A 24,576-nucleotide genomic window follows, 5' to 3' on the forward strand; every position below is an offset into this window, starting at 1 on the left:
TGCGCCGGGCCGTCGGCCCGGGGCACGCGCACGTCGGCCGTCCGGTGCGGCCGGACCGGGATTCCCCGGTCGCACCGGAGGGCCGCCTGTTAGAACATTGATGAACGTGATTCGATAAACCGGATCACCACCACAGTCGTCCGGCCGGAGGCGCGCCGCCGCCGTCGGCCGGATGCGGGGAGGCAGGGCCGAGACGCCGAACCGGCCCTGCCTGCCAGCCCCGTCCGCACGCCGTACGGGAACCGGATGCGGTGACGATGCCGCCGACGTCGTCGCCGTGCCCGGTGCCATCCCGCACGACGGGCGGGCGGGGCCACCCCGCGCCCCACCGTACGACTCGACCGACGCGACGTTTCCACCCGACGGAAGGAGCACCATGAGAACGGGTGTCTGGCTGGTGGGAGCGCGCGGTTCCGTCGCGACCACCGCCATCGTCGGGGGCCTCGCCCTGCGGGCCGGTCTCACCGGCCCCACCGGCTGCGTCACCGAACTTCCCGACCTGCGCGGGCCCGCCCTGCCCACCTTCGCCGACCTGGTCTTCGGCGGTCACGACGTGGCCACCACCCCGCTGACCAAGCGGGCCGAGGCGCTCGCCGCCGCCGGGGTGCTGCCCGGCCGGCTGGCCGCCGCGCTCGTCGCCGACCTGACCGCCGTCGAGGAGGACCTGCGGCCCGCGCCCACCGGCGGCAGCCAGGCCGACCGGGCCGCCGCCATCGCCGCCGAGCTGACCGCGTTCCGCGACCGGCACCGGCTGGACCGGGTGGTGGTGGTCAACGTCTCCGCCACCGAACCCGCCCCCGCCACGCACCCCGGCCACGCCGACCCGGACGCCCTGCGGGCCGCCCTCGCCGGCACCGACGAGGTGCTGCCGCCCAGCTCGCTCTACGCGTACGCGGCCGTCGAGGCGGGCTGCCCGTACGTCGACTTCACCCCGTCCACCGGGCTGCGCCTGCCGGCGCTCGCGGCGCTGGCCGCCCAGCGCGGCCTGCCGTACGCCGGGCACGACGGGAAGACCGGGGAGACCCTGGTCAAGTCGGTGCTCGCCCCGATGTTCGCGATGCGCAACCTCGCGGTCCGCTCCTGGTCCGGGGTCAACCTGCTCGGCGGCGGCGACGGGGCGACCCTGGCCGAGCCGGGCGCCAACGCCGCCAAGGTGGACAGCAAGCAGCGGGTCCTCGGCGAGACCCTCGGCTACGTGCCGCAGGGCGGCACCCGGATCGACTACGTCGAGGACCTCGGCGACTTCAAGACCGCCTGGGATCTGATCACCTTCGCCGGGTTCCTCGGCACCGGGATGCGGATGGAGTTCACCTGGCACGGCTGCGACTCCGCGCTGGCCGCCCCGCTGGTGCTCGACCTGGCCCGGCTCACCGCCGCCGCGCACGCCGCCGGCCGGGTCGGCCCCCTGCCCGAACTGGCGTTCTTCTTCAAGGACCCGATCGACTCGCCCACCCACTCGCTGAGCACCCAGTGGCAGCGGCTCGTCGACTTCACCCGGGAGCTGCACGCCGGCGGTGCCGGATGACCAGCCTGGCCGACCTGGCCGAGCTGGTCCGGGCACCGGCCGCGCTGTCCGTACCGGGGGACCTGGTGGCCGGGGCGGCGGCGGCCGGGGTGCTCGGCCCGCGTACCGCCGGGCTGGCCGGCGCGTCGGTGCTGCTCTACTGGGCCGGGATGGCCGCCAACGACTGGGCCGACCGGGGGCTGGACGCCGAGGAACGCCCGGAACGGCCCATCCCGAGCGGCCGGATCACCCCGGCCGCCGCCGCCGGGGTCGCCGCCGGGCTCACCGCCGCCGGCCTGGGCCTGGCCGCCGCCGTGGGCGGTCGCCGCGCCGCCGCCGTCGCGCTCCCGCTCGCCGCCACCATCTGGGGGTACGACCTCGCGGCGAAGAACACCGCCGCCGGTCCCGCCGTGATGGCTGCCTGCCGGGGGCTGGACGTGCTGCTCGGCGCGTCACCCGGCCGGCCGGTCCGGGCGCTGCCGGCGGCGCTCACCGTCGCCGCGCACACCTGGACGGTCACCGCCCTGTCCCGACGTGAGGTCAGCGGTGCCGACGCGGCGCTGCCCCGGCGCACCCTCGCCGGCACCGCCCTGGTCGCGCTGGCCGCCACCACCCTGCCCCGCCGCGCCACCCCGACGCCGGCCCCGCACCCCCGGGCCGCCGAGCCGTCCCCGCGTCCCCTGGCCGCCGAGCCGTCCCCGCGTCCCCTGGCCGGGATGGTCGCCGCCGCGCTGCCGGTCGGCCTGGCCGGCTGGTACGTCGCCCAGTACGGCGGCGCGCAGGCCCGGGTCGCCGCCGAGCCCACCGCCGGCCGGGTCCGGGCCGCCGTCGGGGCCGGCATCACCGGGCTGCCCTCGTTGCAGGGCGCGCTCACCGCGCGGGCCGGCGCCGGGCTGGTCGGCGCGCTGGTTGCGCTCGCCGCGCCGCTGGGCGGCCGGTTGGCCCGGAAGCTCTCCCCGACATGACCGCCCCACCGCCCACCACCCCCGCCGACGAGCCGGCCGTGGAGCGGCTGCGGTTCGGCTACGGCACCAACGGCTTCGCCAACCACCGGCTCGACGACGCCCTGACGGTGCTGGCCGACCTCGGCTACGAGGGGGTCGCGCTGACCCTCGACCACGACCACCTCGACCCGTACGCGCCGGGGCTGGCCCGTCGGGTCGACGCGGTGGCGCACCGGCTGGCCGCGCTCGGCCTCGGCGTGGTGGTCGAGACCGGTGCCCGCTACCTGCTCGACCCGTGGCGCAAGCACGCCCCGACGCTGCTGCACGACGACCCGGCCGGCCGGATCGACTTCCTGCAACGGGCGGTGCGGGTCGGCGCGGACCTCGGCGCGGAGGCGGTCTCGTTCTGGGCCGGGGTCCGGCCCGGCCACGTCCCCGCGGAGGTGGCCCGGGACCGGCTGGTCGCCGGCTGCGCCACGGTGGTGGCCGCCGCCGACCGGGTCGGGGTCACCCTGGGCTTCGAACCGGAGCCGGGGATGCTGGTCGAGGACATCGCCGGCTGGCGGTGGCTGCACCGGGCCCTCGGCGAGCCGGCGTGCTTCGGCATCACCCTCGACATCGGACACTGCCGCTGCCTGGAGTCGGCGACCGTGCCGGAGTGTGTACGCCAGGTGGCCGACCACCTGGTCAACGTGCAGATCGACGACATGCGCCGGGGCGTGCACGAACACCTGGAGTTCGGCACCGGCGAGATCGACTTCCCGCCGGTGCTGCGGGCCCTGGCCGACGGCGGCTACCGGGGACTCGTCGCCGTGGAGCTGCCCCGGCACTCGCACGCCGCGCCCACCGTGGCCGCCCGGTCGCTGGACTTCCTGCGCACCGCCGCCCGGCAGGCCGGTCTCGCGGTGGGCGCGCCACCCGTGCCCGCCGGCACCACCGGGGCGGACTGACCACCGCCGACCGTACGCACCTGGGGAGGGAAGACGGATGACACCGGATCGACTGCGGGCCGCGCTCGAGGGCGCACCCGATCCCGATTGGCTGGACACCGCGCTGCGGCACGTCGCGGCCGAGCCCGACACGGTCGCGCGGTACTTCCCGGCCGCCGCCCGCCGGTGCGGCCGGCACGAACTGCCCGGCGCACCCGGCTGGAGCGCCGACGAGGCGGCCCGCGCGCTGCTGCTGGCCGCCCTGCCCGCCGACCGGGCCGCCGGGCAGGTCGAGCAGGTCTACCGGTACGGCGACGCCGCCGAGAAGCGGGCCGTGCTCAGGGCCCTGCCGCTGCTGCCGGTCGGCGACGCCGGGGTGCCGCTGCTGCACGACGCGATCCGCACCAACGACACCCGGCTGGTCGCCGCCGCGCTCGGCCCGTACGCCCGGCACCTGACCGCCGACGCCTGGCGGCAGGCGGTGCTCAAGTGCGTGTTCATCGGGGTGCCGCTGGCCGTCGTCGCCGACCTGGACGACCGTGCCGACGGGGAACTGGCCACCATGCTCGCCGCGCTCGCCGCGGAACGGCACGCCGCCGGTCGGCAGCTCCCCGCCGACGCCACCGCACTGCTCGACCGGCTCACCATCAGGGAGGCGTGAATGCGCATCTTCGACCCCCACATCCACATGACGTCGCGGACCACCGACGACTACGAGCGGATGGCCGCCGCCGGGGTCCGCGCCGTGGTCGAGCCGGCCTTCTGGCTGGGACAACCGCGCACCAGCGCCGCCTCGTTCGCCGACTACTTCGACTCGCTGATCGGCTGGGAGCCGTTCCGGGCCGGGCAGTTCGGGGTCCGGCACCACGCCACCGTGGCGCTGAACCCGAAGGAGTCCAACGACCCCCGCTGCCGGCCGGTGCTCGACCTGCTGCCCCGCTACCTGGAGAAGGACGCCGTGGTCGCGGTCGGCGAGATCGGCTACGACGACATGACCCCGGCCGAGGACGAGGCGTTCGCCACCCAGCTCGCCCTCGCCGTCGACCACGACCTGCCGGCCCTGGTGCACACCCCGCACCGGGACAAGGCGCGCGGCGTCGAACGCAGCCTGGCGGTGGTCGCCGAGAGCGGCATCGCGCCCGGCCGGGTGGCGCTGGACCACCTCAACGAGGTCACCGTGAAGCTGGCCCGGGACAGCGGCTGCTGGCTGGGTTTCTCCATCTACCCCGACACCAAGATGTCGCCGCCGCGGATGGTGGAGCTGCTGCGCACGTACGGCACCGAGCGGATGCTGGTCAACTCGGCCGCCGACTGGGGCCGGTCCGACCCGCTGCTCACCCGGGCCACCGGCGAGGCGATGCTGGCCGCCGGGTTCACCGACGACGACGTCGACCTGGTGCTCTGGCGCAACCCGGTGGAGTTCTACGGGCAGTCCGGCCGGCTCGACCTGACCGACCTGGACACCCCGACCAGCGGCACCTTCGAGGGCAACTCCATCCTGCGCGGCGGCGACTGATGCGGCTGCGGCACGCCGACGGCAGCACCGTCCACCTCGGCTACTGCACCAACGTGCACCCCGCCGAGGACGCCGCCGGCATCCTCGCCCAACTCGACACGTACGCCCTGCCGGTGCGGGAGGCGCTCGGCACCGACCTGCTCGGCCTGGGGCTGTGGCTGGCCGCCCCGGTCGCCGCCGAGCTGGCCGCCGACCCGGCCGCCCGCCGCCGGCTGCGCGCCGAGCTGACCCACCGGGGGCTGGAGGTGGTCACCCTCAACGGCTTCCCGTACGCGGCCTTCCAGGCCCCGGTGGTCAAGGGCGCGGTGTACCACCCGGACTGGACCACCGGGGAGCGGCTGCGCTACACCCTCGACCTGGCCCGGATCCTGGCCGACCTGCTCCCCGACGACGCGGCCCGGGGCTCCATCTCCACCCTGCCGCTGGCCTGGCGGCACCCCTGGGACGCGGCCCACGCCGACACCGCCCGTCGCCGGCTCGACGCGCTCAGCGCCGGCCTGGCCGAGGTGGAACGCGACACCGGCCGGGTGGTGCGGGTCGCCTTCGAACCCGAACCGGGCTGCGTGGTGGAGAGCAGCGGGCAGGCCGCCACGCTCCTGGCCGACCTGGACCCGCAACGCCTCGGGATCTGTCTCGACCTGGCCCACCTCGCCTGCGCCTGGGAGGAGCCCGCCGAGGCGCTGGCCCGGCTGCGCGCCGCCGGGCTGCCGGTGGTCAAGGTGCAGGTGTCCGCCGCGCTGGAGTCGACCGACCCGGTCGCCGACGCCGGGGCGCTGGGCCGCTGGGTGGAGCCCCGGTTCCTGCACCAGACCCGGACCGCCGGCTGCGCCCACGCCGCTGACCCGGCCGACCCGGCGTACGCGGCCGACGACCTGGACGAGGCGCTGGCCGCGCGGCTGCCCGGGGCGTGGCGGGTGCACTACCACGTGCCGCTGCACGCCCCGCCCGAGCCGCCGCTGACCTCCACCGTGCCGGTGCTGCGCGCCGCGTTGGCCGCGCTGCTCGCCGGCCCCACCGCCGGCTGCGACCACCTGGACGTCGAGACGTACACGTGGGGGGTGCTGCCGGCGGCGCGGCGGCCGCGCACCGACGCGGAACTGGCCGCGGGCATCGCCGCCGAACTGGCCTTCGCCCGCGACGAACTGGTCACCCTCGGCCTCACCCCGGCCGGACGAGCCGTCCCGACGACCCTGGGAGTACGACGATGAGCGAGCGTCACCGACCCGGCACGACGAGGTGCCACCGCCGCGCCGGACGCAGCGGGGTGTCGGCATGAGCCGCCGGCTGGTGGTGCTGGACGTGGTCGGCCTGACCCCCCGGCTGCTGGCCCACATGCCCCGGCTGCGCGCCGTCGCCGAGCAGGGGTTCTCCGCCGGACTGGGCACCGTGCTGCCGGCGGTGACCTGCTCGGCGCAGGCCACCCTGCTGACCGGTGAGCAGCCGTCCGGGCACGGGATCGTCGGCAACGGCTGGTACTTCCGCGACCTCGGCGAGGTGCTGCTGTGGCGGCAGCACCACGCGCTGGTCGGCGGGGAGAAGGTGTGGCAGGCGGCCCGCCGGGTCGAGCCCGGCTACACGGTGGCCAACGTCTGCTGGTGGTACGCGATGGGCGCGGACGTCGACTGGACCGTCACGCCCCGCCCGATCTACTACGCCGACGGGCGCAAGGAACCGGACTGCTGGACCGACCCGCCGGAACTGCACGACACGCTCACCGACGCGCTGGGCACCTTCCCGCTGTTCACCTACTGGGGGCCGGGTGCCGGGCTGCCGTCGTCCCGGTGGATCTGCCGGGCGGCCGAGCGCATCCTCGCCGACCACGCCCCCGACCTGACCCTGGTCTACGTCCCGCACCTCGACTACGACCTGCAACGTTTCGGCCCGTCCTCGCCCCGGGCCGCCGCCGCGGCGGCGGAGCTGGACGCGGTGCTCGCCCCGCTGCTGGACGCCGCGCGGGCCGCCGACGCGACGGTGGTGGCGCTGTCCGAGTACGGCATCACCGACGTCTCCCGCCCGGTGGACGTCAACCGGCTGCTGCGCGCCGAGGGGCTGCTGCGGGTCTACACCCAGGACGGCATGGAGTACCTGGACCCGTGGACGTCGCGGGCGTTCGCCGTCGCCGACCACCAGGTCGCCCACGTCTACGTGAAGGACCCGGCGGACGTGGCGGCGGTGGCGAAGCTCTGCGCCGGGCTGCCCGGGGTGGCCGAGGTGCTGGACGCCGAGGGCAAGGCGGCGGCCGGGCTGGACCACGAGCGGGCCGGTGAACTGGTGCTGGTGGCCGAGCCGGACTCCTGGTTCACCTACTACTACTGGCTCGACGACGCCCGTGCCCCGGACTTCGCCCGCAACGTGGAGATCCACCGCAAGCCCGGGTACGACCCGGCGGAGCTGTTCTTCGACCCGGCCGCGCCGGGTGCGGCGAAGCGGCGGGCGGGGGTGGCGCTGGCCCGCAAGAAGCTCGGCATGCGCTACCTGATGAGCGTGGTGGGTCTGGACGCGGGGGCGCGGGCGGTGCGTGGTTCGCACGGCCGGTTGCCGGCCGACCCGGCGGACGGTCCGGTGCTGCTCTGCTCCGACCCGTCGGCGGCCCGGGACACCTTCGCCGCGACCGAGGTCAAGGCGTTGCTGCTGGAGCTGGCCGGGTTGGGAGCCGGTGCCGACGGGGCGTCGACGGCCCCGTCCGGCCCGCCGGGCGCGGGGGAGCGGCGGTGACGCTCACCGCCGCCCCGACCGACGCCAGTGAGCTGCGCACCCGCTTCGACGCCGAGCTGGTGGCGTTCCTCGACCGGCAGGGCCCGGACTGGCCGGACGGTGCCCCGCGCGGCATCTTCTCCGCCCTGCACCGGTTCGTGCTGGCCGGCGGGAAGCGGCTGCGTCCGCTGTTCTGCTACTGGGGTTGGCGGGGGGCCGGCGGCGTGGACGACCGCCCGATCGTGGTGGCGGCGGCGGCGTTGGAGCTGTTCCACGCGTTCGCGCTGATCCACGACGACATCCTGGACGGCAGCGACCACCGCCGGGGCGCGCCGTCGGTGCACCGGGTCTTCGCCGAGCTGCACACCCGTTCGGCGTGGCGGGGCGACCCGGAGACGTACGGTCGTAACACCGCGCTGCTCTGCGGGGACCTCTGCGCGGCCTGGTCGGACCAGATGTTCCACGAGTGCGGGATGACCTCGGCGCAGATCTGGCAGGGGTACCGGGTGTTCGCCCGGATGCGCACCGAGGTGATCGCCGGGGAGTACCTGGACCTGGTGTCCGGGGTCGGGGACGGCTCGGTGGCCAGCGCGCTGACGGTGATCCGGATGAAGGCGGCCCGGTACACGGTGACCCGGCCGTTGCAGATCGGTGCGGCGCTGGCCGGGGCCCCGGCGGAGCTGATCGCCGCGCTCGTCGACTTCGGTGACCCGCTGGGTGACGCGTTCCAGCTCCGCGACGACGTGCTCGGGGTCTTCGGTGATCCGGCGGTGACCGGGAAGTCGATCCTGGACGACCTGCGGGAGGGCAAGCCGACGGTGATGATGGCGATGGCCCGCGACGCCGCCGACCGGGCCCAGGCCGCCCGGCTGCGGGACCTGTTCGGCAATCCCGAGCTGGACGCGGCGGGTGCCGCCGAGCTGCGGACGATCATCGAGGCGACCGGGGCGCGGGAGAAGATCGAGCGGTTGATCCGGGTCCGGGCCGACGCCGCCCGGGTGGCGCTCGCCGAGGTGCCGTTGGCGGAGCCGGCCCGTGCCGCGCTGGCCGCCCTGGCCGATCAGGCCGTGCACCGGCAGCACTGAGCCGTGTCGCCCTGGCCGCTGTGGCGGTCCGGGACGTGGACGCCGGTGGTGTGGGCGGTGCTCCGGCCGGCAGGGGTCGGCCCTCTTTCATCAGATGTATGTGGATGTCCGCGTGGGTGGTCGTTCCGGGGGCCCAGGCCGGTTGCGCCGGGGCGTGGGCTTCATCTGATGAAAACCCACAACGGTGGGCAGAGGGTATGGACATTGATATAGGTCACCATTAATGTTTGTGCATCACGGGCATGTTTCGTCAAGGTGAACCGGCGGCGCGGTAACCCCTCGACGAGCGACCTTCCGTCGGGCGGTTCGCGCCCCGGCCGAGGGTTCCGACCGGCCGACCGGGGCACCCCCGGCCGCCCGGCGTGCCCTGCCACACCCCACCATTCCACCCCACCACCCGGCATCCGGCGCGGCGGCACGCGTCCCGCCCTGGCCGTGATCCGTCAGGAAGGGACAGTCCTCCAATGTCCACAAAGGACTCCACCGGTCACCGTTCCCGACGGTGGCTACCCTCGGCAGCCGCGTTGCTGCTGGCCGTCACCGCCGGCACGGTCGCCGCCACCACCGGCCCGGCCGCCCCGGCCGCCGCCCACACCATCAACGCCAGCGACTTCCAGCAGGTCGAACTGGCCCGGGGCGTCAACGAGATGGGCGAGCCCATGTCGCTGGCCGTGCTACCGGACCGGTCCGTGCTGCACACCGCCCGCAACGGCACGGTGCGGCGCACCGACGCCTCCGGCGTGACCCGGGTGATAGGCACGATCCCCGTCTACACCCACGACGAGGAGGGGTTGCAGAGCCTCGGGGTCGACCCGGACTTCGCCACCAACCGGTTCATCTACCTCTACTACGCGCCGCCGCTGTCCACCCCCGGCGGCGACGCGCCCGCCACCGGCAGCAACTGGTCCGCCTGGCAGGGCGTCAACCGGTTGTCCCGGTTCACCCTGAACAGCGACTTCACCCTCAACCAGGCCAGCAAGGTCGACGTGCTCGACGTCGGCACCGACCGGGGCATCTGCTGCCACGTCGGCAGCGACATCGACTTCGACGCCGCCGGGAACCTCTACCTGTCCACCGGCGACGACTCCAACCCGTTCGACTCCGCCGGCTACTCGCCGCTGGACGAGCGCACCAACCGCAACCCCGCCTACGACGCCCAGCGCAGCGCCGGCAACACCAACGACCTGCGCGGCAAGCTCCTGCGGATCAAGATGAACCCCGACGGGACGTACTCGATCCCGAGCGGGAACCTGTTCCCCCCGGGCACCGCGAAGACCCGCCCCGAGATCTACGCGATGGGCTTCCGCAACCCGTTCCGGATCAGCGTCGACAAGGCCACCGGCGTGGTCTACGTCGGCGACTACGGCCCCGACGCCGGCAGCACCAACGCCAACCGGGGCCCCTCCGGCCAGGTCGAGTTCAACCGGGTCACGGGCCCCGGCAACTACGGCTGGCCGTACTGCACCGGCACCAACACCACGTCCGAGACGTACAACGAGTGGAACTTCGCCACCAACTCCACCGGCCCCAAGTTCAACTGCACCGGCGGGCCGACCAACAACTCGTTCCGCAACACCGGCCTGGGCACCCTCCCGCCGGCCAAGCCCGCGTGGATCAGGTACGGCGGCGACGCCGGCAGCCCGGCCGCGTTCGGCAGCGGCTCCGAGTCCCCGGCGGCCGGCCCGGTCTACCGGTACGACCCGAACAACCCCTCGGTGACGAAGTTCCCGCAGACCTTCGACGGGCAGTTCTTCGCCACCGAGTTCGGCCGGGGCTGGGTCAAGCCGATCCACCTCAACAGCGACGGGTCGCCCGGCACCATCGACAGCTTCCCCTGGACGGGCAAGCAGGTGATGGACTCCGCGTTCGGCCCCGACGGGGCGTACTACCTGCTCGACTACGGCACCGGCTACTACAACGGCGACGCCAACTCCGCCCTGTACCGCTTCGACTACGTCGGTGGCGGCAACCGGGCGCCGATCGCCCGCGCGACTGCCGACCGCACCTCCGGCCCCGCCCCGTTGACCGTGAACTTCTCCTCGGCCGGGTCCACCGACCCCGAGGGCGGGACGCTCACCTACTCGTGGGCGTTCGGCGACGGCACCACCTCCACCGCGGCCAACCCCAGCAAGACGTACACCGCGAACGGCGCGTACACCGCGACGCTCACCGTGCGTGACCCGCAGGGGGCGACCGGCACCAGCAGCGTGACCGTCAGCGTCGGCAACACCGTCCCGACGGTCACCATCAACAGCCCCGGCGACGGCTCGCTGTTCTCCTTCGGCGACACGGTGCCGTTCAGCATCACCGTCACCGACCCGGAGGACGGCACGATCGACTGCACCAAGGTCAAGATGACCTACGTGCTCGGCCACGACCAGCACGGCCACCAGATCACCTCGGCCAACGGCTGCTCCGGCACGATCACCATCCCGGTCGACGGTGAGCACGACGAGGCGGCGAACATCTTCGCGATCTTCGACGCCGAGTACACCGACGCCGGTGGGCTCACCACGCACACCCAGCACACCCTCCAGCCCCGGCGGCGGCAGGCCGAGCACTTCAAGACCTCGTCCGGCGTCGCCACCTTCGACAAGACCCCCGCCGAGGGCGGCAAGACCGTCGGCAACATCGAGAACGGGGACTGGATCGGGTTCTCCCCGTACCAGCTCGGCAACGTCACCTCGTTCACCGCGCGGGTCTCCTCGGCCGGTGCCGGCGGCACCGTCCAGATCCGCGCCGGCTCGCCGACCGGCACCGTGCTCGGGCAGGCCAGCGTGCCGGTCACCGGCGGCTGGGACGTCTTCACCACGGTCACCGGCACGGTGTCCGGCGCGCCCACCGGAACCACCACGCTCTACCTGACCTTCGCCGGTGGCAGTGGACTGCTCTACGACCTGGACGCGTTCACCCTGAACACCGGCACCGGCCCGCCGCCGACCAACGGCACCGGGCCGATCAGGGGACTCGGCGGCAAGTGCCTGGACGTGCGCAACGCGGCCACCGCCGACGGCACCCAGGTGCAGATCCTCACCTGCAACGGTGGGGCCGGGCAGACCTGGACGGTGACCCCGAACGGCCCGATCAAGGCGCTGGGCAAGTGCCTGGACGTCAACGGCGGCGGCACCGCGAACGGCACCAAGATCCAGCTGTGGAGCTGCACCGGCGGCAGCCCGCAGGTCTGGTCGGCGCAGACCGACGGGACGCTGCGCAACCCCGCCTCGGGCAAGTGCCTGGACGTCTCCGGCAACAGCTCGGCCGACGGCACCGTGGTCCTGCTGTGGACCTGTAGCGGCGCCGCCAACCAGAAGTGGACCCTGCCCTGACCTGACGGGCGCGGGACCGGTCCGTCCGGTCCCGCGCCCCCCGGCGTACTGGAGCACGACATGAGACTCCTCCGACCGATCCTCGGCGCGGCCACCGCCGTCCTCGCCGCCCTCGCCTGCACCGCCCCGGCCACCTCGGCGTCCGCCGCCGACGCCGCCTACGACGTGCTCGTCTTCTCCAAGACCGCAGGTTTCCGGCACGACTCCATCGCGGTCGGCACCCAGGCCATCCGCGACCTGGGGGCGGCGAACAACTTCACCGTCACCGCCACCGAGGACGGCGGCCAGTTCACCACCGCCAACCTCTCCCGGTTCGAGGCGGTGATCTTCCTCAACACCACGGGTGACGTGCTCAACGCCAGCCAGCAGAGCGCCTTCGAGTCGTACATCGCCGCCGGCGGCGGGTACGTGGGCGTGCACGCCGCCGCCGACACCGAGTACGACTGGCCGTTCTACGGCAACCTGGTCGGGGCGTGGTTCGCCTCCCACCCGGCCATCCAGCAGGCCACCGTACGGGTGGAGGACCGCGCGCACGCGGCCACCGCCCACCTCGGCCCGACCTGGCAGCGCACCGACGAGTGGTACAACTTCCGCACCAACGCCCGCTCCACCGCGCACGTGCTGGCCAACCTCGACGAGTCGTCGTACTCGGGGGGTGGGATGGGGGCCGACCACCCGCACGTGTGGTGCAAGACGTACAACGGCGGCCGGTCGTTCTACACCGGCGCGGGGCACAACCAGTCGGCGTACTCCGAGCCGGCCTTCCGGGCCCACCTGCTCGGCGGCATCCGGTACGCGGCCGGCCGGACGAAGGCCGACTGCCGGCCGGAGACCGGCTACACCGCGCTCTACAACGGCTCCACCAACGGCTGGTCGCAGGCCGGGCCGGGCAGCTTCACCAACTCCAACGCCACCCTCAGCTCGGTCGGCGGACTGGGCATGCTCTGGTACAGCGCGAAGCAGTTCACCAACTACTCGCTGAAGCTGGACTGGAAGGTCGACGGGGACGACAACTCCGGCGTCCTGATCGGCTTCCCGCCGTCGAGCGACCCGAACTCGGCGATGGACAACGGCTACGAGGTGCAGATCGACGCCACCGACACCGCCGACCGGACCACCGGCTCGGTCTACTCGTTCCAGGCCGCCGACCAGGCCGCCCGGGACGCGGCGCTGAACCCGCCGGGGGAGTGGAACACCTACGAGCTGCTGGTCGAGGGGGAACGGCTCCAGGTCTTCCTCAACGGGTCGAAGATCAACGACTTCACCAACACCGACCCGGTCCGCTCGCTCGCCGGCCACATCGGCATCCAGAACCACGGCACCGGTGACGACGCCTCGTTCCGCAACATCCGGATCAAGGAGCTGGGCGGCACCACGCCGACCAACGGCACCGGGCCGATCAGGGGACTCGGCGGCAAGTGCCTGGACGTGCGCAACGGCGCCACCGCCGACGGCACCCAGATCCAGATCTTCACCTGCAACGGCAGCGCCCGGCAGACCTGGACGGTCACCCCGAACGGCCCGATCAAGGCGCTGGGCAAGTGCCTGGACGTCTCCGGTGGCGGCACCGCCAACGGCACCAAGATCCAGCTCTGGACCTGCACCGGTGGCAGCCCGCAGGTCTGGTCGTCCCAGTCCGACGGCACCCTGCGCAACCCGGCGTCGGGCAAGTGCCTGGACGTCTCCGGCAACAACTCGGCCGACGGCACCGTGGTCCTGCTCTGGACGTGCAGCTCCTCCGCCCCCAACCAGAAGTGGACCCTCCCCCAGTAACCCCAACCCACCCCGCCCCGTCCGGCCCGCCGGCCGCGGGCCGGGCCGAGCACCGGTGATCAAGAGGTTTGCGTCACGCGGGTCGCCCCGTCGTGACGCAAACCTCTTGATCGTCGTGGGCGGGCGGGCGGGCGGGTGAGTGGGTGGGTGGGCGGGCGCGGGCGAGCGGGAGACGGTGGGGCGCGGGTGGGGGAGAGGGGTTTCGTGGGGGGTGGGGTGGGCTTAGAGTGGTGGGCGGCGACCTGCGGGTGGCCGGTGACCCGACGGGAGGCGCAACCCGTTGGGCCCAGGTGCGTGTGCACCCACCGGTGACCCGGCACGGCCGTCGACGTACCGGCCCGGCCCGGTCACCCTCGCCCCGGTCAGCTCAGGAATCCCCACCACAACAGGGGAGACAGACGATGGCGCGACCGATCACGCTCTTCACCGGCCAGTGGGCCGACCTGCCGTTCGACGAGGTCTGTCGACTCGCCTCCGAATGGGGCTACGACGGGCTGGAGATCGCCTGCTGGGGCGACCACTTCGAGGTCGACAAGGCGCTCGCCGACGACTCGTACGTCGAGCGCAAGAAGGAGACGCTGGCCAAGCACAACCTGAAGGTCTTCACGATCTCCAACCACCTGGTGGGCCAGGCCGTCTGCGACCACCCGATCGACGAGCGGCACCAGGACATCCTGCCCGCCCGGATCTGGGGCGACGGCGAACCCGAGGGGGTACGCCAGCGGGCCGCCGACGAGATCAAGGACACCGCCCGTGCGGCGGCGAAGCTCGGCGTGGACACGGTGGTCGGCTTCACCGGGTCGTCGATCTGGCACACGCTGGCGATGTTCCCGCCGGTCCCGCCGGCGATGATCGAGCGCGGCTACCAGGACTTCGCCGACCGGTGGAACCCGATCCTCGACGTCTTCGACGAGGTGGGGGTGCGGTTCGCCCACGAGGTGCACCCCAGCGAGATCGCGTACGACTACTACACCACCAAGCGGACGCTGGAGGCGATCGACCACCGGCCCGCGTTCGGGCTCAACTGGGACCCGTCGCACTTCGTGTGGCAGGAGCTGGACCCGGTGAACTTCATCTTCGACTTCGCCGACCGGATCTACCACGTCGACTGCAAGGACGCGAAGGTGCGCACCGGGGACGGCCGGCGTGGCCGGCTCGCCTCCCACCTTCCCTGGGCCGACCTGCGGCGCGGCTGGGACTTCGTCTCCACCGGCCACGGTGACGTGCCCTGGGAGGACTGCTTCCGGGCGTTGAACGCCATCGGGTACACCGGGCCGATCTCGGTGGAGTGGGAGGACGCCGGGATGGACCGGCTGGTCGGCGCGCCGGAGGCGCTGGAGTTCGTCCGCCGGCTGGCGTTCGACGCTCCGACGGCGGCGTTCGACGCGGCGTTCAGCAGCGGCAAGGACTGAGACACCCGTCGGGCCGGTCGCCACGTGGCGACCGGCCCGACGACGTACGGACGATCAGAGGGTGCTGCCGTTGGTGCCGGTGCCCGGCGCCTTGGGCTTCGGGGTGGTGGTGGTCGAGCTGGTCGGGCTGACGCCCGACTTGGCGCCGACGGTGGCCGGGGTGCCGGCGAAGGCGTCGTCGGCCGGGGTCAACTCCGGCTTGCCGGTGTGCAGCTTCTCGCCGAGCCTGGACTGGCCGAGCTTGTCCTTGCCCTCGCTGTACAGGCGGGTGGCCTGGGCCTGGGCGACCCCGGCGGCCTCCTGGACGGTCGGGTGGTCGAGCACCTTACGGCCCCGCACGACCAGCTCCTCGTACTTCTCCCGGCCGGCACGGGCGCCCAGGACGAAGCCCGCAGCCAGCCCGCCAAGAAACATGATCTTTCCGCGCATGGCGGCTCCTTCCGTACCTGACGCTCCCGTCGCTCCCGCCGGTGGTGCCCGGTCGGGACCGACCATCGTCGCGCCCCACGTTTTCCTCGGTCGACAGCTAACTACCCATCCTGCTCCGAGCTCATACCTGGTTGTGCCGGGATGACGAATTGTCCGCATTGTGGGCGTCGATCGTTCCGGGCGGTAGCGCGGCGGTCGAATGCGGTAACCCCCTGGACCGAACCCCCCCGAAGTCCTGTACTCTTGTGCCGTCGCCGAGCGCCGGAGAGATCCGGTACGACGCGGCGAAGCAGTCCCCCGTAGCTCAATTGGCAGAGCAGCCGGCTGTTAACCGGCAGGTTTTTGGTTCGAGTCCAAACGGGGGAGCCCAGTCTCCCACTCTCGCCCGTCGGCCCCGCCGACGGGCTTTTTCGCGTATCCCTTCCCCGCCGCCGACGACCAACGCTGACCGCGAACAGGGTGCGCCGGATGGGCGGTTTCGGCCCCGCACGACGTACCTGGGCGGCAGGATGGCGGATGTCGACCTGGACTCCCGCCGCGTCGACCGGTGCGTCGACTGAGGGGTGGACCGGGATGGCCGGTGGACGGGGCCGGGGCACGGCCACGCTGATCGCCGTGGCGGTCGTCCTGGCCTGGCTGGTCGTCGGCGGCATCGCCGGACCGTACGCCGGCAGGCTGAGCGACGTCGCCACCAACGACAACGCCGCCTTCCTGCCCGCCGACGCCGAGGCGACCCGGGCCCAGGACCTCGCCACCGGCTTCGTCGCCCGACCCACCACCCCCGCCCTGGTGGTGTACGCGCGCAGCACCGGCATCACCGGGGCCGACAAGGAACGGGCGGTCGCCGACAGCACCCGGTTCGCCCAGGTCAAGGGGGTGACCGGGCCGCTGCCCCCGCCGATCCCCAGCCAGGACGGGCAGGCCCTGCAGGTGGTGGTGCCGATCGACGACGCCGAGGGCGAACAGATCGGCCAGGTGGTCGACGAGTTACGGAGCATCGCCGGCGGCGACCGGGACGGGCTCACCGTGGACGTCGCCGGCCCGGCCGGTCTGCTCGCCGACCTGATCGAGGTCTTCTCGGCCATCGACGGGCCACTGCTGCTGGTCACCCTGGTCGTGGTGCTGATCATCCTGCTGGTCGTCTACCGCAGCCCGGTGCTGTGGGTCTTCCCGCTGCTGGCGGCGGGGATGTCGTACGCGCTGGCGGCGGTCTTCGTCTACCAGTTGGCCAAGCACGACGTGATCAAGCTGAACGGGCAGGCGCAGGGCATCCTCACCGTGCTCGTCTTCGGCGCCGGCACCGACTACGCGCTGCTGCTGATCGCCCGCTACCGGGAGGAACTGCACCGGCACGAGCGTCCCTGGGACGCGATGCGTACCGCCTGGCGGGGTGCCGCCCCGGCCATCGCCGCCTCCGGGGCCACCGTCATCGTGAGCCTGCTCTGCCTGCTGCTGTCCAGCCTCAACTCCAACCGGGCGCTCGGCCCGGTGGCCGCCATCGGCATCGCCGCCACCCTGCTGGTGATGCTGACGTTCCTGCCCGCGCTGCTGGTGCTCGGCGGCAGGTGGGCGTTCTGGCCGCGTACCCCCGGGGTGGACCGGGCGGACCCGCAGGCCGAACACGGGCTGTGGGCCCGCATCGCCCGCTTCGTCGCCCGCCGGGCCCGGGTGGTGTGGCTGACCACCGCCGTGGTGCTGGCGCTGCTCACCCTCGGCCTCACCCAGCTCGGGGCCACCACCCTCGGCCAGTCCGAACTGTTCGCCAACCGCACCGACTCCGTCGCCGGGCAGGAGGTGATCGCCAGGCACTACCCGGGCGGCACCGGCAGCCCGGCGACCATCTTCACCCGGCAGCAGACCGCCGGACAGGTCGCCCAGGTCGCGCAGGGTGTGCCCGGGGTGGCCGCCGTACGCCCGGTGACCCGGCGGGACCAGGCCGGCCCGCCCGACCCGGACGCGCCACCGCTGGTGGTCGACGGACGGGTGCAACTGGAGGCGACCCTGACCGACCCGCCGGACAGCGACGCCGCCGCCCGGACCATCCGCAACCTGCGCGAGGCGGTGCACCGGGTGCCGGCCGCCGACGCCGTGGTCGGCGGGTTCACCGCCATCGACGTGGACACCTCCGACGCGTCCACCCGGGACCGCAACGTCATCATCCCGGTCGTCCTCGTGGTGATCACGGTGATCCTGGCGCTGCTGCTGCGGGCGCTGGTCGCGCCGGTGCTGCTGATCGCGACGGTGGTGCTGTCCTTCCTGGCCACCCTCGGGCTCTGCGCGCTGGTCTTCACCTACCTGCTGGACTTCCCCGGCGTGGACGCGTCGTTCCCGCTGTTCGCCTTCGTCTTCCTGGTCGCGCTGGGCATCGACTACAACATCTTCCTGATGAGCCGGGTACGCGAGGAGTCCGCCCGGCGGGGCACCCGGGCCGGGGTGCTGGCCGGGCTCACCGTCACCGGCGGGGTGATCACCTCGGCCGGTATCGTGCTCGCCGCCACCTTCTCGGCGCTGGCCGTGCTCCCACTGGTGGTGCTCGTCGAGTTGGGTGTGGCGGTCGCCGTCGGGGTACTGCTGGACACCATCGTGGTCCGCTCGCTGCTGGTGCCCGCCCTGTCGTACGACATCGGGCCCACGGTGTGGTGGCCGAGCCGACTGTCCCGGTCGGCGCGCGACGACACGGAGGTGGCACATGGTCGCTGAGACGGACGTGGTGATCGTCGGCGGTGGTCTCGCCGGGCTGGCCGTCGCCCGCCGGCTGCACCGGGCCGGGGTGCCCTGGCGGCTGCTGGAGGCCGGAGACCGGATCGGCGGCCGAGTCGCCACCGACACCGTCGACGGCTACCTGCTCGACCGGGGCTTCCAGGTGCTCAACACCGCCTACCCGAGGCTCGGCACCCTGCTCGACCTGGGCACCCTCGACCTGGGCTGGTTCACCTCCGGGGTGCTGGTCCGCCGTGGCGACCGGCTCGACCGGCTGGTCCACCCGCTGCGCGAACCCGGCGGCACACCCGCCACCGTGCTCGCCGGCGTCGGCTCGCTGCCCGACCGGCTGCGCTTCGCCGCCCTCGCCACCGGCTGCGCCACCCTGCCGGCACACCGGCTACTCGACGCGCCGGAGACCACCAGCGAGACCGCCCTGCGCCGGGCCGGCCTGTCCGACACCATCATCGAGGAGCTGATCCGGCCGTTCCTGTCCGGCGTGCTCGTCGACCGGGAACTGGAAACCTCCAGCCACGTGCTGGCGATGATTCTGCGGTCCTTCGTCCGGGGCCGGATCGGCCTGCCCGCCCGGGGGATGGCCGCGCTACCGCAGGCCGTGGCAGCCCCGCTGCCCGCCGACCTGATCAGCTGCGACACCCAGGTCACCTCGGTTGCCCCCGGCCGGGTCCGCACCCCGGCCGGTGAGATCACCTGCCGCGCCGTCGTGGTCGCCGCCGACCCGACGGCGGCGACCACGCTGCTGCCCACCCTGCCCCGGGTACGCACCCACAGCTACACCACCTACTACCACAGCACCCCCGAGCCGCCGCTCGACGAACCGATCCTGCTCGTCGACGGCGACCGGCGGGAACTCGTCGCCAACACGGTGGTGGTGAGCCGGGCCGCGCCGTCGTACGCCCCGCCCGGCCGGCACCTCGTGGCGACCTCCGTGGTCGGCCCCACCGCCCCGCCCGAGCCGACGATCCGGGCCGAACTGGACCGGCTCTACGGGCGTTCCACAGCGGACTGGGAACACCTGACGACGGTGTCGGTCCCCGAGGCGCTGCCCGCCGCGCCACCCCCGCAGGGGCGGCTCCGCAAGCCGGTGGCGCTCGGCGGAGGGATCTTCGTGGCCGGCGACCACCGGGACAGCCCGTCCATCCAGGGGGCATTGGCCAGCGGCTGGCGTACGGCCGGGGCGGTGCTCGCGGAACTGCGCGCGGTGGGCTGATTCGGGTGCCACCGCAGTCGCTGCTGACTGTTATCCTCGCGTAGCCCATCGTGCCGGCCGGTGTCGACGGGTGGCACCGCTGCGGCGGTGGCCGGTGATTCGTCGGGCGGGTTACGATCCGGCGCGGTACGGGGGCGGTAGCTCAGCCGGTTAGAGCAGGGGACTCATAATCCCTCGGTCGCGGGTTCGAACCCCGCCCGCCCCACGCACCTCTCTGACCTGTGGCTCTTGGCTGGGTCGAGTCTTCTGGGTGCTTGAGGCGGTGCTGCATGCATAATGAATGCATGGTTGCTCTTCAGATTCGTGACGTGCCGGAGGAAGTGCGAGACGCCTTGGCGGCCCAAGCCAAGGCGCGTGGACAGTCCCTCCAGGCATACCTGCTGGAACTGGTGGAGACTCAGGCTCGCCGGCTGCGTAACACGGCGGTCCTTGATCGCTTCGCCGGCCGATCGGACGGTGCTCGCTCCCTGCCGGGGGAGAGCGCCGCCGAGTTGAACGACCAGCGGGAGCAGCGCGGACCGTGGGGGAGCGCCGCGTGATCGTCGTGGATGCGTCGGTTCTGGCCGACGCTCTGGTCGATGACGGGCCGGTCGGCGACGCGGCGCGGGCGGAGCTGACCGGAGATCCCCACTGGGCCGCTCCGGGTCATCTTCTGGTCGAGGTCATGTCCGTGGTCAGAGGCAAGGTCCTCGGTGGGAAGCTCGGCCTCGCTCGGGCAGCGGAGGCGATCGACACCCTGCCCTCGTTGGTCATCGATGAGGTTGGTGTTCCTGGACTGCTCGACCGGATGTGGCAGTTGCGAGGCAATGTCACGGCCTACGACGCGGCCTACGTCGCGGCGGCGGAAATGATGGCCTGTCCACTCGTGACCAGTGACGGTCGGCTCGCCAAGGCCAGCGGTATCCGCTGCGAGATCCGACTTCTCGCCGCGTCCTGACGGCAAGGCCGCCCGAGGGTCATCGGCCTGGCTGTCCGAGCGGGGCGCACGGTCGCCGAAGCGCAAGCCACAGCCGGTGCGCCCGGTGCCCGGTGCCGGTCAGTCCTGGCCGCCGCGGTACTCGTACAGGCCGTCGATCATCCTGCGCTTGAGCGCCGGCACCCGGTCGACCACGCGCAGGTAGCTGCGCATGCCGGCCAGCGCGACGCGACCCAGCACCGGCTTGTGCACCAGGGCGTCGGCGGTCATCTGCTCCCGGGAGTCCCGGACGGCCTGGAAGCCGTACTCGATCATCTTGGTCTCGTAGTCGTGGACGGCCTCGACCAGCCCCTTGCGCCCGTCACGGACGAGGGTCAGCTCGTCGGTCAGTCGCTGCGCGTCGCGCAGCGCGGTGTTGGCGCCGACCCCCCGGCCCGGCGTCATGGTGTGGATGGCGTCGCCGAGCAGGGTGACGTTCGTGCTGGGCCAGGCCGGGACCGGCACCGAGGTGCGGATGGTGATGGCGAACGCGGTGCTCGGGTCGCCGAGGGCGAACAGCTCACGAAGCCGGGGGCTCCACGTCGGGGTCATCCGCAGGGCGGTACGGATGAGTTCGTCGCCGCCGTACCGGGTGACGTCGGCGGGGAACTTGTCGGCCGCCGCCGCGATGCCCCAGTTGAGGTAGTCGCGGGTGTTGTCGAACAGCAGGCCGGGCCAGCGCGCCAGCAGTTCGTCGTCGTTCCTCGGCCGGCCCTGGTCGTCCCAGGGGAACTCCATCCAGTGCAGGATGCAGGACTTGCCACCGGGCGCGAGGACCATGCCGATGCCGGGGAAGAACCGCGTCGGCAGCAGCGCCGTGGTCCGGGGTGTCATCGGCACCTTGGCGGCGATCGCGACGATGCCGGTGTCCTCGGTGCGGGCGTGCGGGAGGTACTGCCGGCGTACCGCCGAGTTGACGCCGTCCGCGGCCACCAGCAGGTCGCCGGTCGCGGTGGTCCCGTCGGCGAAGTGCGCGGTGACGCGACCGTCGGCCTGGTGCTGGTAGCGGACGAAGGTCTTGTCGAAGTGGATGACGTCCTGCATACCGGTGAAGAGCACCTGGCGCAGGGTCATCCGGCTCACCGACCGCTCGCTGTCGACGTCGTCGGTGGCCGGGCGCAGGGGCAGCGCGAGCGTCGGCCGGAGCCGCTCGTCGAAGAACACGAAGTGTTCCGGCGCGCGGGCGCAGGTCGCCACGAACGTGCGGTAGAGCTGGTCGGGCAGGCATGCCTTGAGCGCCCGACTGCCGTGCGGGTCGATGCCGACGCGGTAGCCGTGCAGGCCGTCGCTGCGGGTGCGGTCCCGCTCGTAGACGGCGACGTTGATGCCGGCTTGCCGTAGGCCGTGTGCCAGGCACATCCCGCCGGTCCCGGCGCCGATCACGAGTACGTCCATGTCCCCGCTCCTCTAGAAACTCTGATTACTAGATTATCTAGGTACTGTACGACGGTTGGCTAGAATTTCCCACCATGGGTCTGGCGGAGCAGCTCGGCGAGGCGATGCAGGCGTACCAGCGCGCGGTCGACGTGCTCGATCAGCGCGCCGCCGACCTGCTCGGCCTGAACCGCACGGACATGCGCTGCCTCGAGCTGCTGTTTGCGCCGGAGCCCCCGAGCCCCGGCGAGCTGGCCGCCGCGGCCGGGATGACGACCGGCGGTGTCACCACCGCGATCGACCGGCTGGAACGCGCCGGGTACGCGACCCGGGAACGCGACAGCGCCGACCGCCGCCGGGTGACCGTCCGCCCCACCGAGGCGGCCAACCGCAAGATCGGCGCGATCTACGGACCGATCGTGACCGACGGACAGAAGTTCCTGCGGCGGTACGACGACCAGACGCTGGCGCACATCCTCGAATTCATCACCCACGCCACGCAGAGCTGTCACGAGCACGCCGAACGGCTGAGCCGGTAGCGGCGGAATCCCCTGCCGAAACGAGCGGCGGCGCAGACGGGGCTGCGGGGGAAACAGCAAAGGCAGGGAGTCAGACTCTCCCTGCCACTTCTAACGTATATCGCACCCCGGGTCTTGTGGCAAGACCCCGGTGCCGGTGCAGAATCTCCACTCGACGCCAGAACCTGGCGAAATCCGAGCTTCGCGAAGCATGCGTCGGTATCGACGCATCGGACGACGCGAGCGGTCGAACGGGGAATCCATGATCGACGTGACCATCGTGGGCGGCGGGCCGACCGGCCTGATGCTGGCCTCCGAGCTGCGGCTGCACGACGTACGGGTGGTGGTGCTGGAGCGCGACGCCGAGCCGACCAGCGTGGTGCGGTCGCTCGGCATGCACGTACGCAGCATCGAACTGCTGGACCAGCGGGGCCTGCTGGAGCGGTTCCTCGCGCACGGCAGACAGTTCCGGGTCGGCGGCTACTTCGCCGGGATCGCCAAGGAGTGGCCGTCGGGGATGGACACCGCACACGGCTACGTCCTCGGCATCCCGCAGCCGGTCACCGAGCGGCTGCTGGCCGAGCACGCCACCGCGGTCGGCGTCGACATCCGGCGGGGCAGTGAACTGGTCGGGCTCAGCCAGGACGGGGATGCGGTGACCGCCGAGCTGGCCGACGGCACCCGCCTGCGTACCCGTTATCTCGTCGGCTGCGACGGCGGTCGCAGCACCGTGCGCAAGCTGCTGGGTGTCGGGTTCCCCGGTGAGCCCACCAGGAACGAGACGCTGCTGGGCGTGATGGAGCTGACCGCGCCATCCGACGAGGTCGTCGCGGTGATGACCCGGGTACGTCGGACGCAGCTCCGGTTCGGGGTCGGCCCGGTCGGGGACGGCGAGGGGTTGTACCGCGTCGTCGTACCGGCCGCCGGGGTCAGTGCGGACCGGGCGGTCGCACCGACCATCGAGGACTTCCGGCAGCAGTTGCGGGCGACCGCCGGCACGGACTTCGGGGTGCACTCGCCCCGCTGGCTGTCCCGCTTCGGCGACGCCACCCGGCTGGCCGAGCGGTACCGGGTCGGCCGGGTGCTGCTGGCCGGCGACGCGGCACACGTGCACCCGCCGCTGGGCGGACAGGGGCTCAACCTCGGTCTCCAGGACGCGTTCAACCTGGGCTGGAAGCTGGCCGCGCAGGTCGCCGGGTGGGCGCCGACGGATCTGCTGGACACCTACCAGGCGGAGCGCCGGCCGGTGGCGGCGGACGTGCTGGACAACACCCGCGCGCAGTCGGAGCTGATGTCGCTGGAGGCGGGTCCGCAGGCGGTGCGTCGGCTGCTGACCGAGCTGATGGACTTCGAGCAGGTGAACCGGTACCTGATCGAGAAGATCACCGCGATCTCGGTCCGCTACGACCTCGGTGCCGGCCACGACCTGGTCGGCCGGCGGCTGCGGGACGTGGAGCTGAAGCAGGGACGCCTCTACGGGCTGATGCACCGGGGCCGGGGGCTGCTGCTGGACCAGACCGGGGAACTCTCGGTGGCGGGCTGGACCGACCGGGTCGACCGCGTCGTCGACGCCGGCGGGGAACTGGACGTGCCCGCGCTGCTGCTGCGACCCGACGGGCACGTGGCGTGGGTGGGTGACGACCAACGGGAGTTGCGTGACCGGTTGTCCCGCTGGTTCGGCGTCGCCGCCACCTGACCCGTGCCGTGCCCCCGGGGGTGGGCCGGGGGCCGCCGTGCCCGGCCGCCCGGAACAGGGCGGCCGGGCACGGACGGTGGTCACACCCGGTGGTCGACCGGGTCGGTCAGGCGACCGTGCAGGCCGCGCCGTTGAGGGTGAACGAGGAGGGCTTGGCGGTGTTGCCGGTGTGGTTGGCCTGGAAGCCGATGTCGATCGAGCCGCCGGCCGGGATGGTGCCGTTGTAGCTGGCGTTGCGCGCCGTCACCTGCCCCGACGAGGGGGAGTAGGTGGCGTTCCAGCCGGAGGTGATGCTCTGCCCGCCGGGCAGCGTGAACACCAGGGACCAGCCGTTCACGGCGCTGGAACCGGTGTTGGTGATGGTCAGGTTCTCGGTCAGGCCGCTGTTCCAGGCGTTGACGCTGGCGGTGACCCGGCAGGCCCCGGAGCTGGGCGGCGGGGTGGTGGTGGGCGGCGGGGTGGTCGGCGGCGGCGTGGTGGGCGGCGGGGT

General features: G+C 72.9%; 20 protein-coding genes and 2 tRNA genes. 19 read left to right on the top strand and 3 right to left on the bottom strand.

Features of this window, described 5'->3' with window-relative positions; genetic code table 11:
• The first annotated feature begins 376 nt into the window (after positions 1 to 376).
• The 11 genes from B5D80_RS14715 (at position 377) to B5D80_RS14765 (ending at position 15,183) form a co-directional block, all read left to right on the top strand.
• Entirely contained in the window at positions 377 to 1,525 is a 1,149-nt protein-coding gene (locus B5D80_RS14715; RefSeq protein WP_088644431.1) for an inositol-3-phosphate synthase, read from the top strand.
• Entirely contained in the window at positions 1,522 to 2,469 is a 948-nt protein-coding gene (locus B5D80_RS14720) for an SCO3242 family prenyltransferase (RefSeq protein WP_088644432.1), read from the top strand. The genes B5D80_RS14715 and B5D80_RS14720 overlap by 4 nt, the downstream gene beginning before the upstream one ends.
• Entirely contained in the window at positions 2,466 to 3,398 is a 933-nt protein-coding gene (locus tag B5D80_RS14725; protein ID WP_088644433.1) for a sugar phosphate isomerase/epimerase family protein, read from the top strand. Before B5D80_RS14720 ends, B5D80_RS14725 begins: the two co-directional genes overlap by 4 nt.
• Before the next feature lie 37 nt (positions 3,399 to 3,435).
• Positions 3,436 to 4,038 (top strand): EboA domain-containing protein, encoded by a 603-nt coding sequence (locus B5D80_RS14730; protein ID WP_088644434.1) that lies wholly within the window; start codon positions 3,436 to 3,438, stop codon positions 4,036 to 4,038.
• Positions 4,039 to 4,893, top strand: a complete 855-nt coding sequence (locus tag B5D80_RS14735) for a TatD family hydrolase (protein WP_088644435.1) — start codon at positions 4,039 to 4,041, stop codon at positions 4,891 to 4,893. It begins immediately after the preceding gene.
• Positions 4,893 to 6,101 (top strand): metabolite traffic protein EboE, encoded by a 1,209-nt coding sequence (gene eboE, locus B5D80_RS14740; protein WP_088644436.1) that lies wholly within the window; start codon positions 4,893 to 4,895, stop codon positions 6,099 to 6,101. Before B5D80_RS14735 ends, eboE begins: the two co-directional genes overlap by 1 nt.
• Before the next feature lie 64 nt (positions 6,102 to 6,165).
• Positions 6,166 to 7,608 (top strand): alkaline phosphatase family protein, encoded by a 1,443-nt coding sequence (locus B5D80_RS14745; protein ID WP_088644437.1) that lies wholly within the window; start codon positions 6,166 to 6,168, stop codon positions 7,606 to 7,608.
• On the top strand, positions 7,605 to 8,672 hold the full coding sequence (locus B5D80_RS14750; RefSeq protein ID WP_088644438.1) for a polyprenyl synthetase family protein: 1,068 nt from the start codon (positions 7,605 to 7,607) through the stop codon (positions 8,670 to 8,672). The genes B5D80_RS14745 and B5D80_RS14750 overlap by 4 nt, the downstream gene beginning before the upstream one ends.
• Before the next feature lie 464 nt (positions 8,673 to 9,136).
• Positions 9,137 to 11,998, top strand: coding sequence for an RICIN domain-containing protein (locus B5D80_RS14755; protein WP_088644439.1), 2,862 nt, complete (start codon positions 9,137 to 9,139; stop codon positions 11,996 to 11,998).
• 60 nt (positions 11,999 to 12,058) lie between these two features.
• Entirely contained in the window at positions 12,059 to 13,771 is a 1,713-nt protein-coding gene (locus B5D80_RS14760) for a ThuA domain-containing protein (protein WP_088644440.1), read from the top strand.
• Positions 13,772 to 14,172: 401 nt separating this feature from the next.
• Positions 14,173 to 15,183, top strand: coding sequence for a sugar phosphate isomerase/epimerase family protein (locus B5D80_RS14765; RefSeq protein WP_088644441.1), 1,011 nt, complete (start codon positions 14,173 to 14,175; stop codon positions 15,181 to 15,183).
• A 54-nt stretch (positions 15,184 to 15,237) separates the two neighbouring features.
• Here the strand turns inward: B5D80_RS14765 and B5D80_RS14770 are convergent, their stop codons facing one another.
• Complete coding sequence (locus B5D80_RS14770; protein WP_088644442.1) at positions 15,238 to 15,612, bottom strand: hypothetical protein; 375 nt, start codon at positions 15,610 to 15,612, stop codon at positions 15,238 to 15,240.
• A gap of 293 nt (positions 15,613 to 15,905) precedes the next feature.
• Between B5D80_RS14770 and B5D80_RS14775 the strand changes: the two genes are divergently transcribed.
• The 6 genes from B5D80_RS14775 (at position 15,906) to B5D80_RS14800 (ending at position 20,480) form a co-directional block, all read left to right on the top strand.
• Positions 15,906 to 15,978: transfer RNA gene (locus tag B5D80_RS14775), tRNA-Asn, on the top strand.
• 207 nt (positions 15,979 to 16,185) lie between these two features.
• Positions 16,186 to 18,312, top strand: coding sequence for an MMPL family transporter (locus B5D80_RS14780; RefSeq protein ID WP_088644443.1), 2,127 nt, complete (start codon positions 16,186 to 16,188; stop codon positions 18,310 to 18,312).
• Positions 18,302 to 19,543: an NAD(P)/FAD-dependent oxidoreductase gene (locus tag B5D80_RS14785; RefSeq protein ID WP_088644444.1), complete on the top strand. Its 1,242-nt coding sequence runs from the start codon at positions 18,302 to 18,304 to the stop codon at positions 19,541 to 19,543. The genes B5D80_RS14780 and B5D80_RS14785 overlap by 11 nt, the downstream gene beginning before the upstream one ends.
• Before the next feature lie 131 nt (positions 19,544 to 19,674).
• Positions 19,675 to 19,748: transfer RNA gene (locus tag B5D80_RS14790), tRNA-Ile, on the top strand.
• A 79-nt stretch (positions 19,749 to 19,827) separates the two neighbouring features.
• The gene (locus tag B5D80_RS14795; protein ID WP_088644445.1) at positions 19,828 to 20,082 is read left to right on the top strand and encodes a FitA-like ribbon-helix-helix domain-containing protein; all 255 of its coding nucleotides are present in this window, start codon (positions 19,828 to 19,830) and stop codon (positions 20,080 to 20,082) included.
• Positions 20,064 to 20,480, top strand: a complete 417-nt coding sequence (locus B5D80_RS14800; protein ID WP_088644446.1) for a type II toxin-antitoxin system VapC family toxin — start codon at positions 20,064 to 20,066, stop codon at positions 20,478 to 20,480. The genes B5D80_RS14795 and B5D80_RS14800 overlap by 19 nt, the downstream gene beginning before the upstream one ends.
• 99 nt (positions 20,481 to 20,579) lie before the next feature.
• Here the strand turns inward: B5D80_RS14800 and B5D80_RS14805 are convergent, their stop codons facing one another.
• Positions 20,580 to 21,893, bottom strand: coding sequence for an FAD-dependent oxidoreductase (locus tag B5D80_RS14805; protein ID WP_088644447.1), 1,314 nt, complete (start codon positions 21,891 to 21,893; stop codon positions 20,580 to 20,582).
• 74 nt (positions 21,894 to 21,967) lie between these two features.
• On the opposite strand from B5D80_RS14805, the gene B5D80_RS14810 reads away from it, so the two are divergent.
• On the top strand, positions 21,968 to 22,411 hold the full coding sequence (locus B5D80_RS14810; RefSeq protein ID WP_088644448.1) for a MarR family winged helix-turn-helix transcriptional regulator: 444 nt from the start codon (positions 21,968 to 21,970) through the stop codon (positions 22,409 to 22,411).
• A 241-nt stretch (positions 22,412 to 22,652) separates the two neighbouring features.
• A complete protein-coding gene (gene rox / locus B5D80_RS14815) occupies positions 22,653 to 24,086 on the top strand; it encodes a rifampin monooxygenase (RefSeq protein WP_088644449.1) in 1,434 nt (477 codons plus the stop codon).
• A 106-nt stretch (positions 24,087 to 24,192) separates the two neighbouring features.
• On the opposite strand, the gene B5D80_RS14820 is transcribed toward rox, so the two are convergent.
• Positions 24,193 to 24,576, bottom strand: a 384-nt coding sequence (locus tag B5D80_RS14820) for a cellulose binding domain-containing protein (protein WP_211291492.1), incomplete at its 5' end; no start/stop codon positions are given.

It is taken from the genome of Micromonospora wenchangensis (assembly GCF_002210435.1).
Lineage (GTDB): Bacteria > Actinomycetota > Actinomycetes > Mycobacteriales > Micromonosporaceae > Micromonospora > Micromonospora wenchangensis.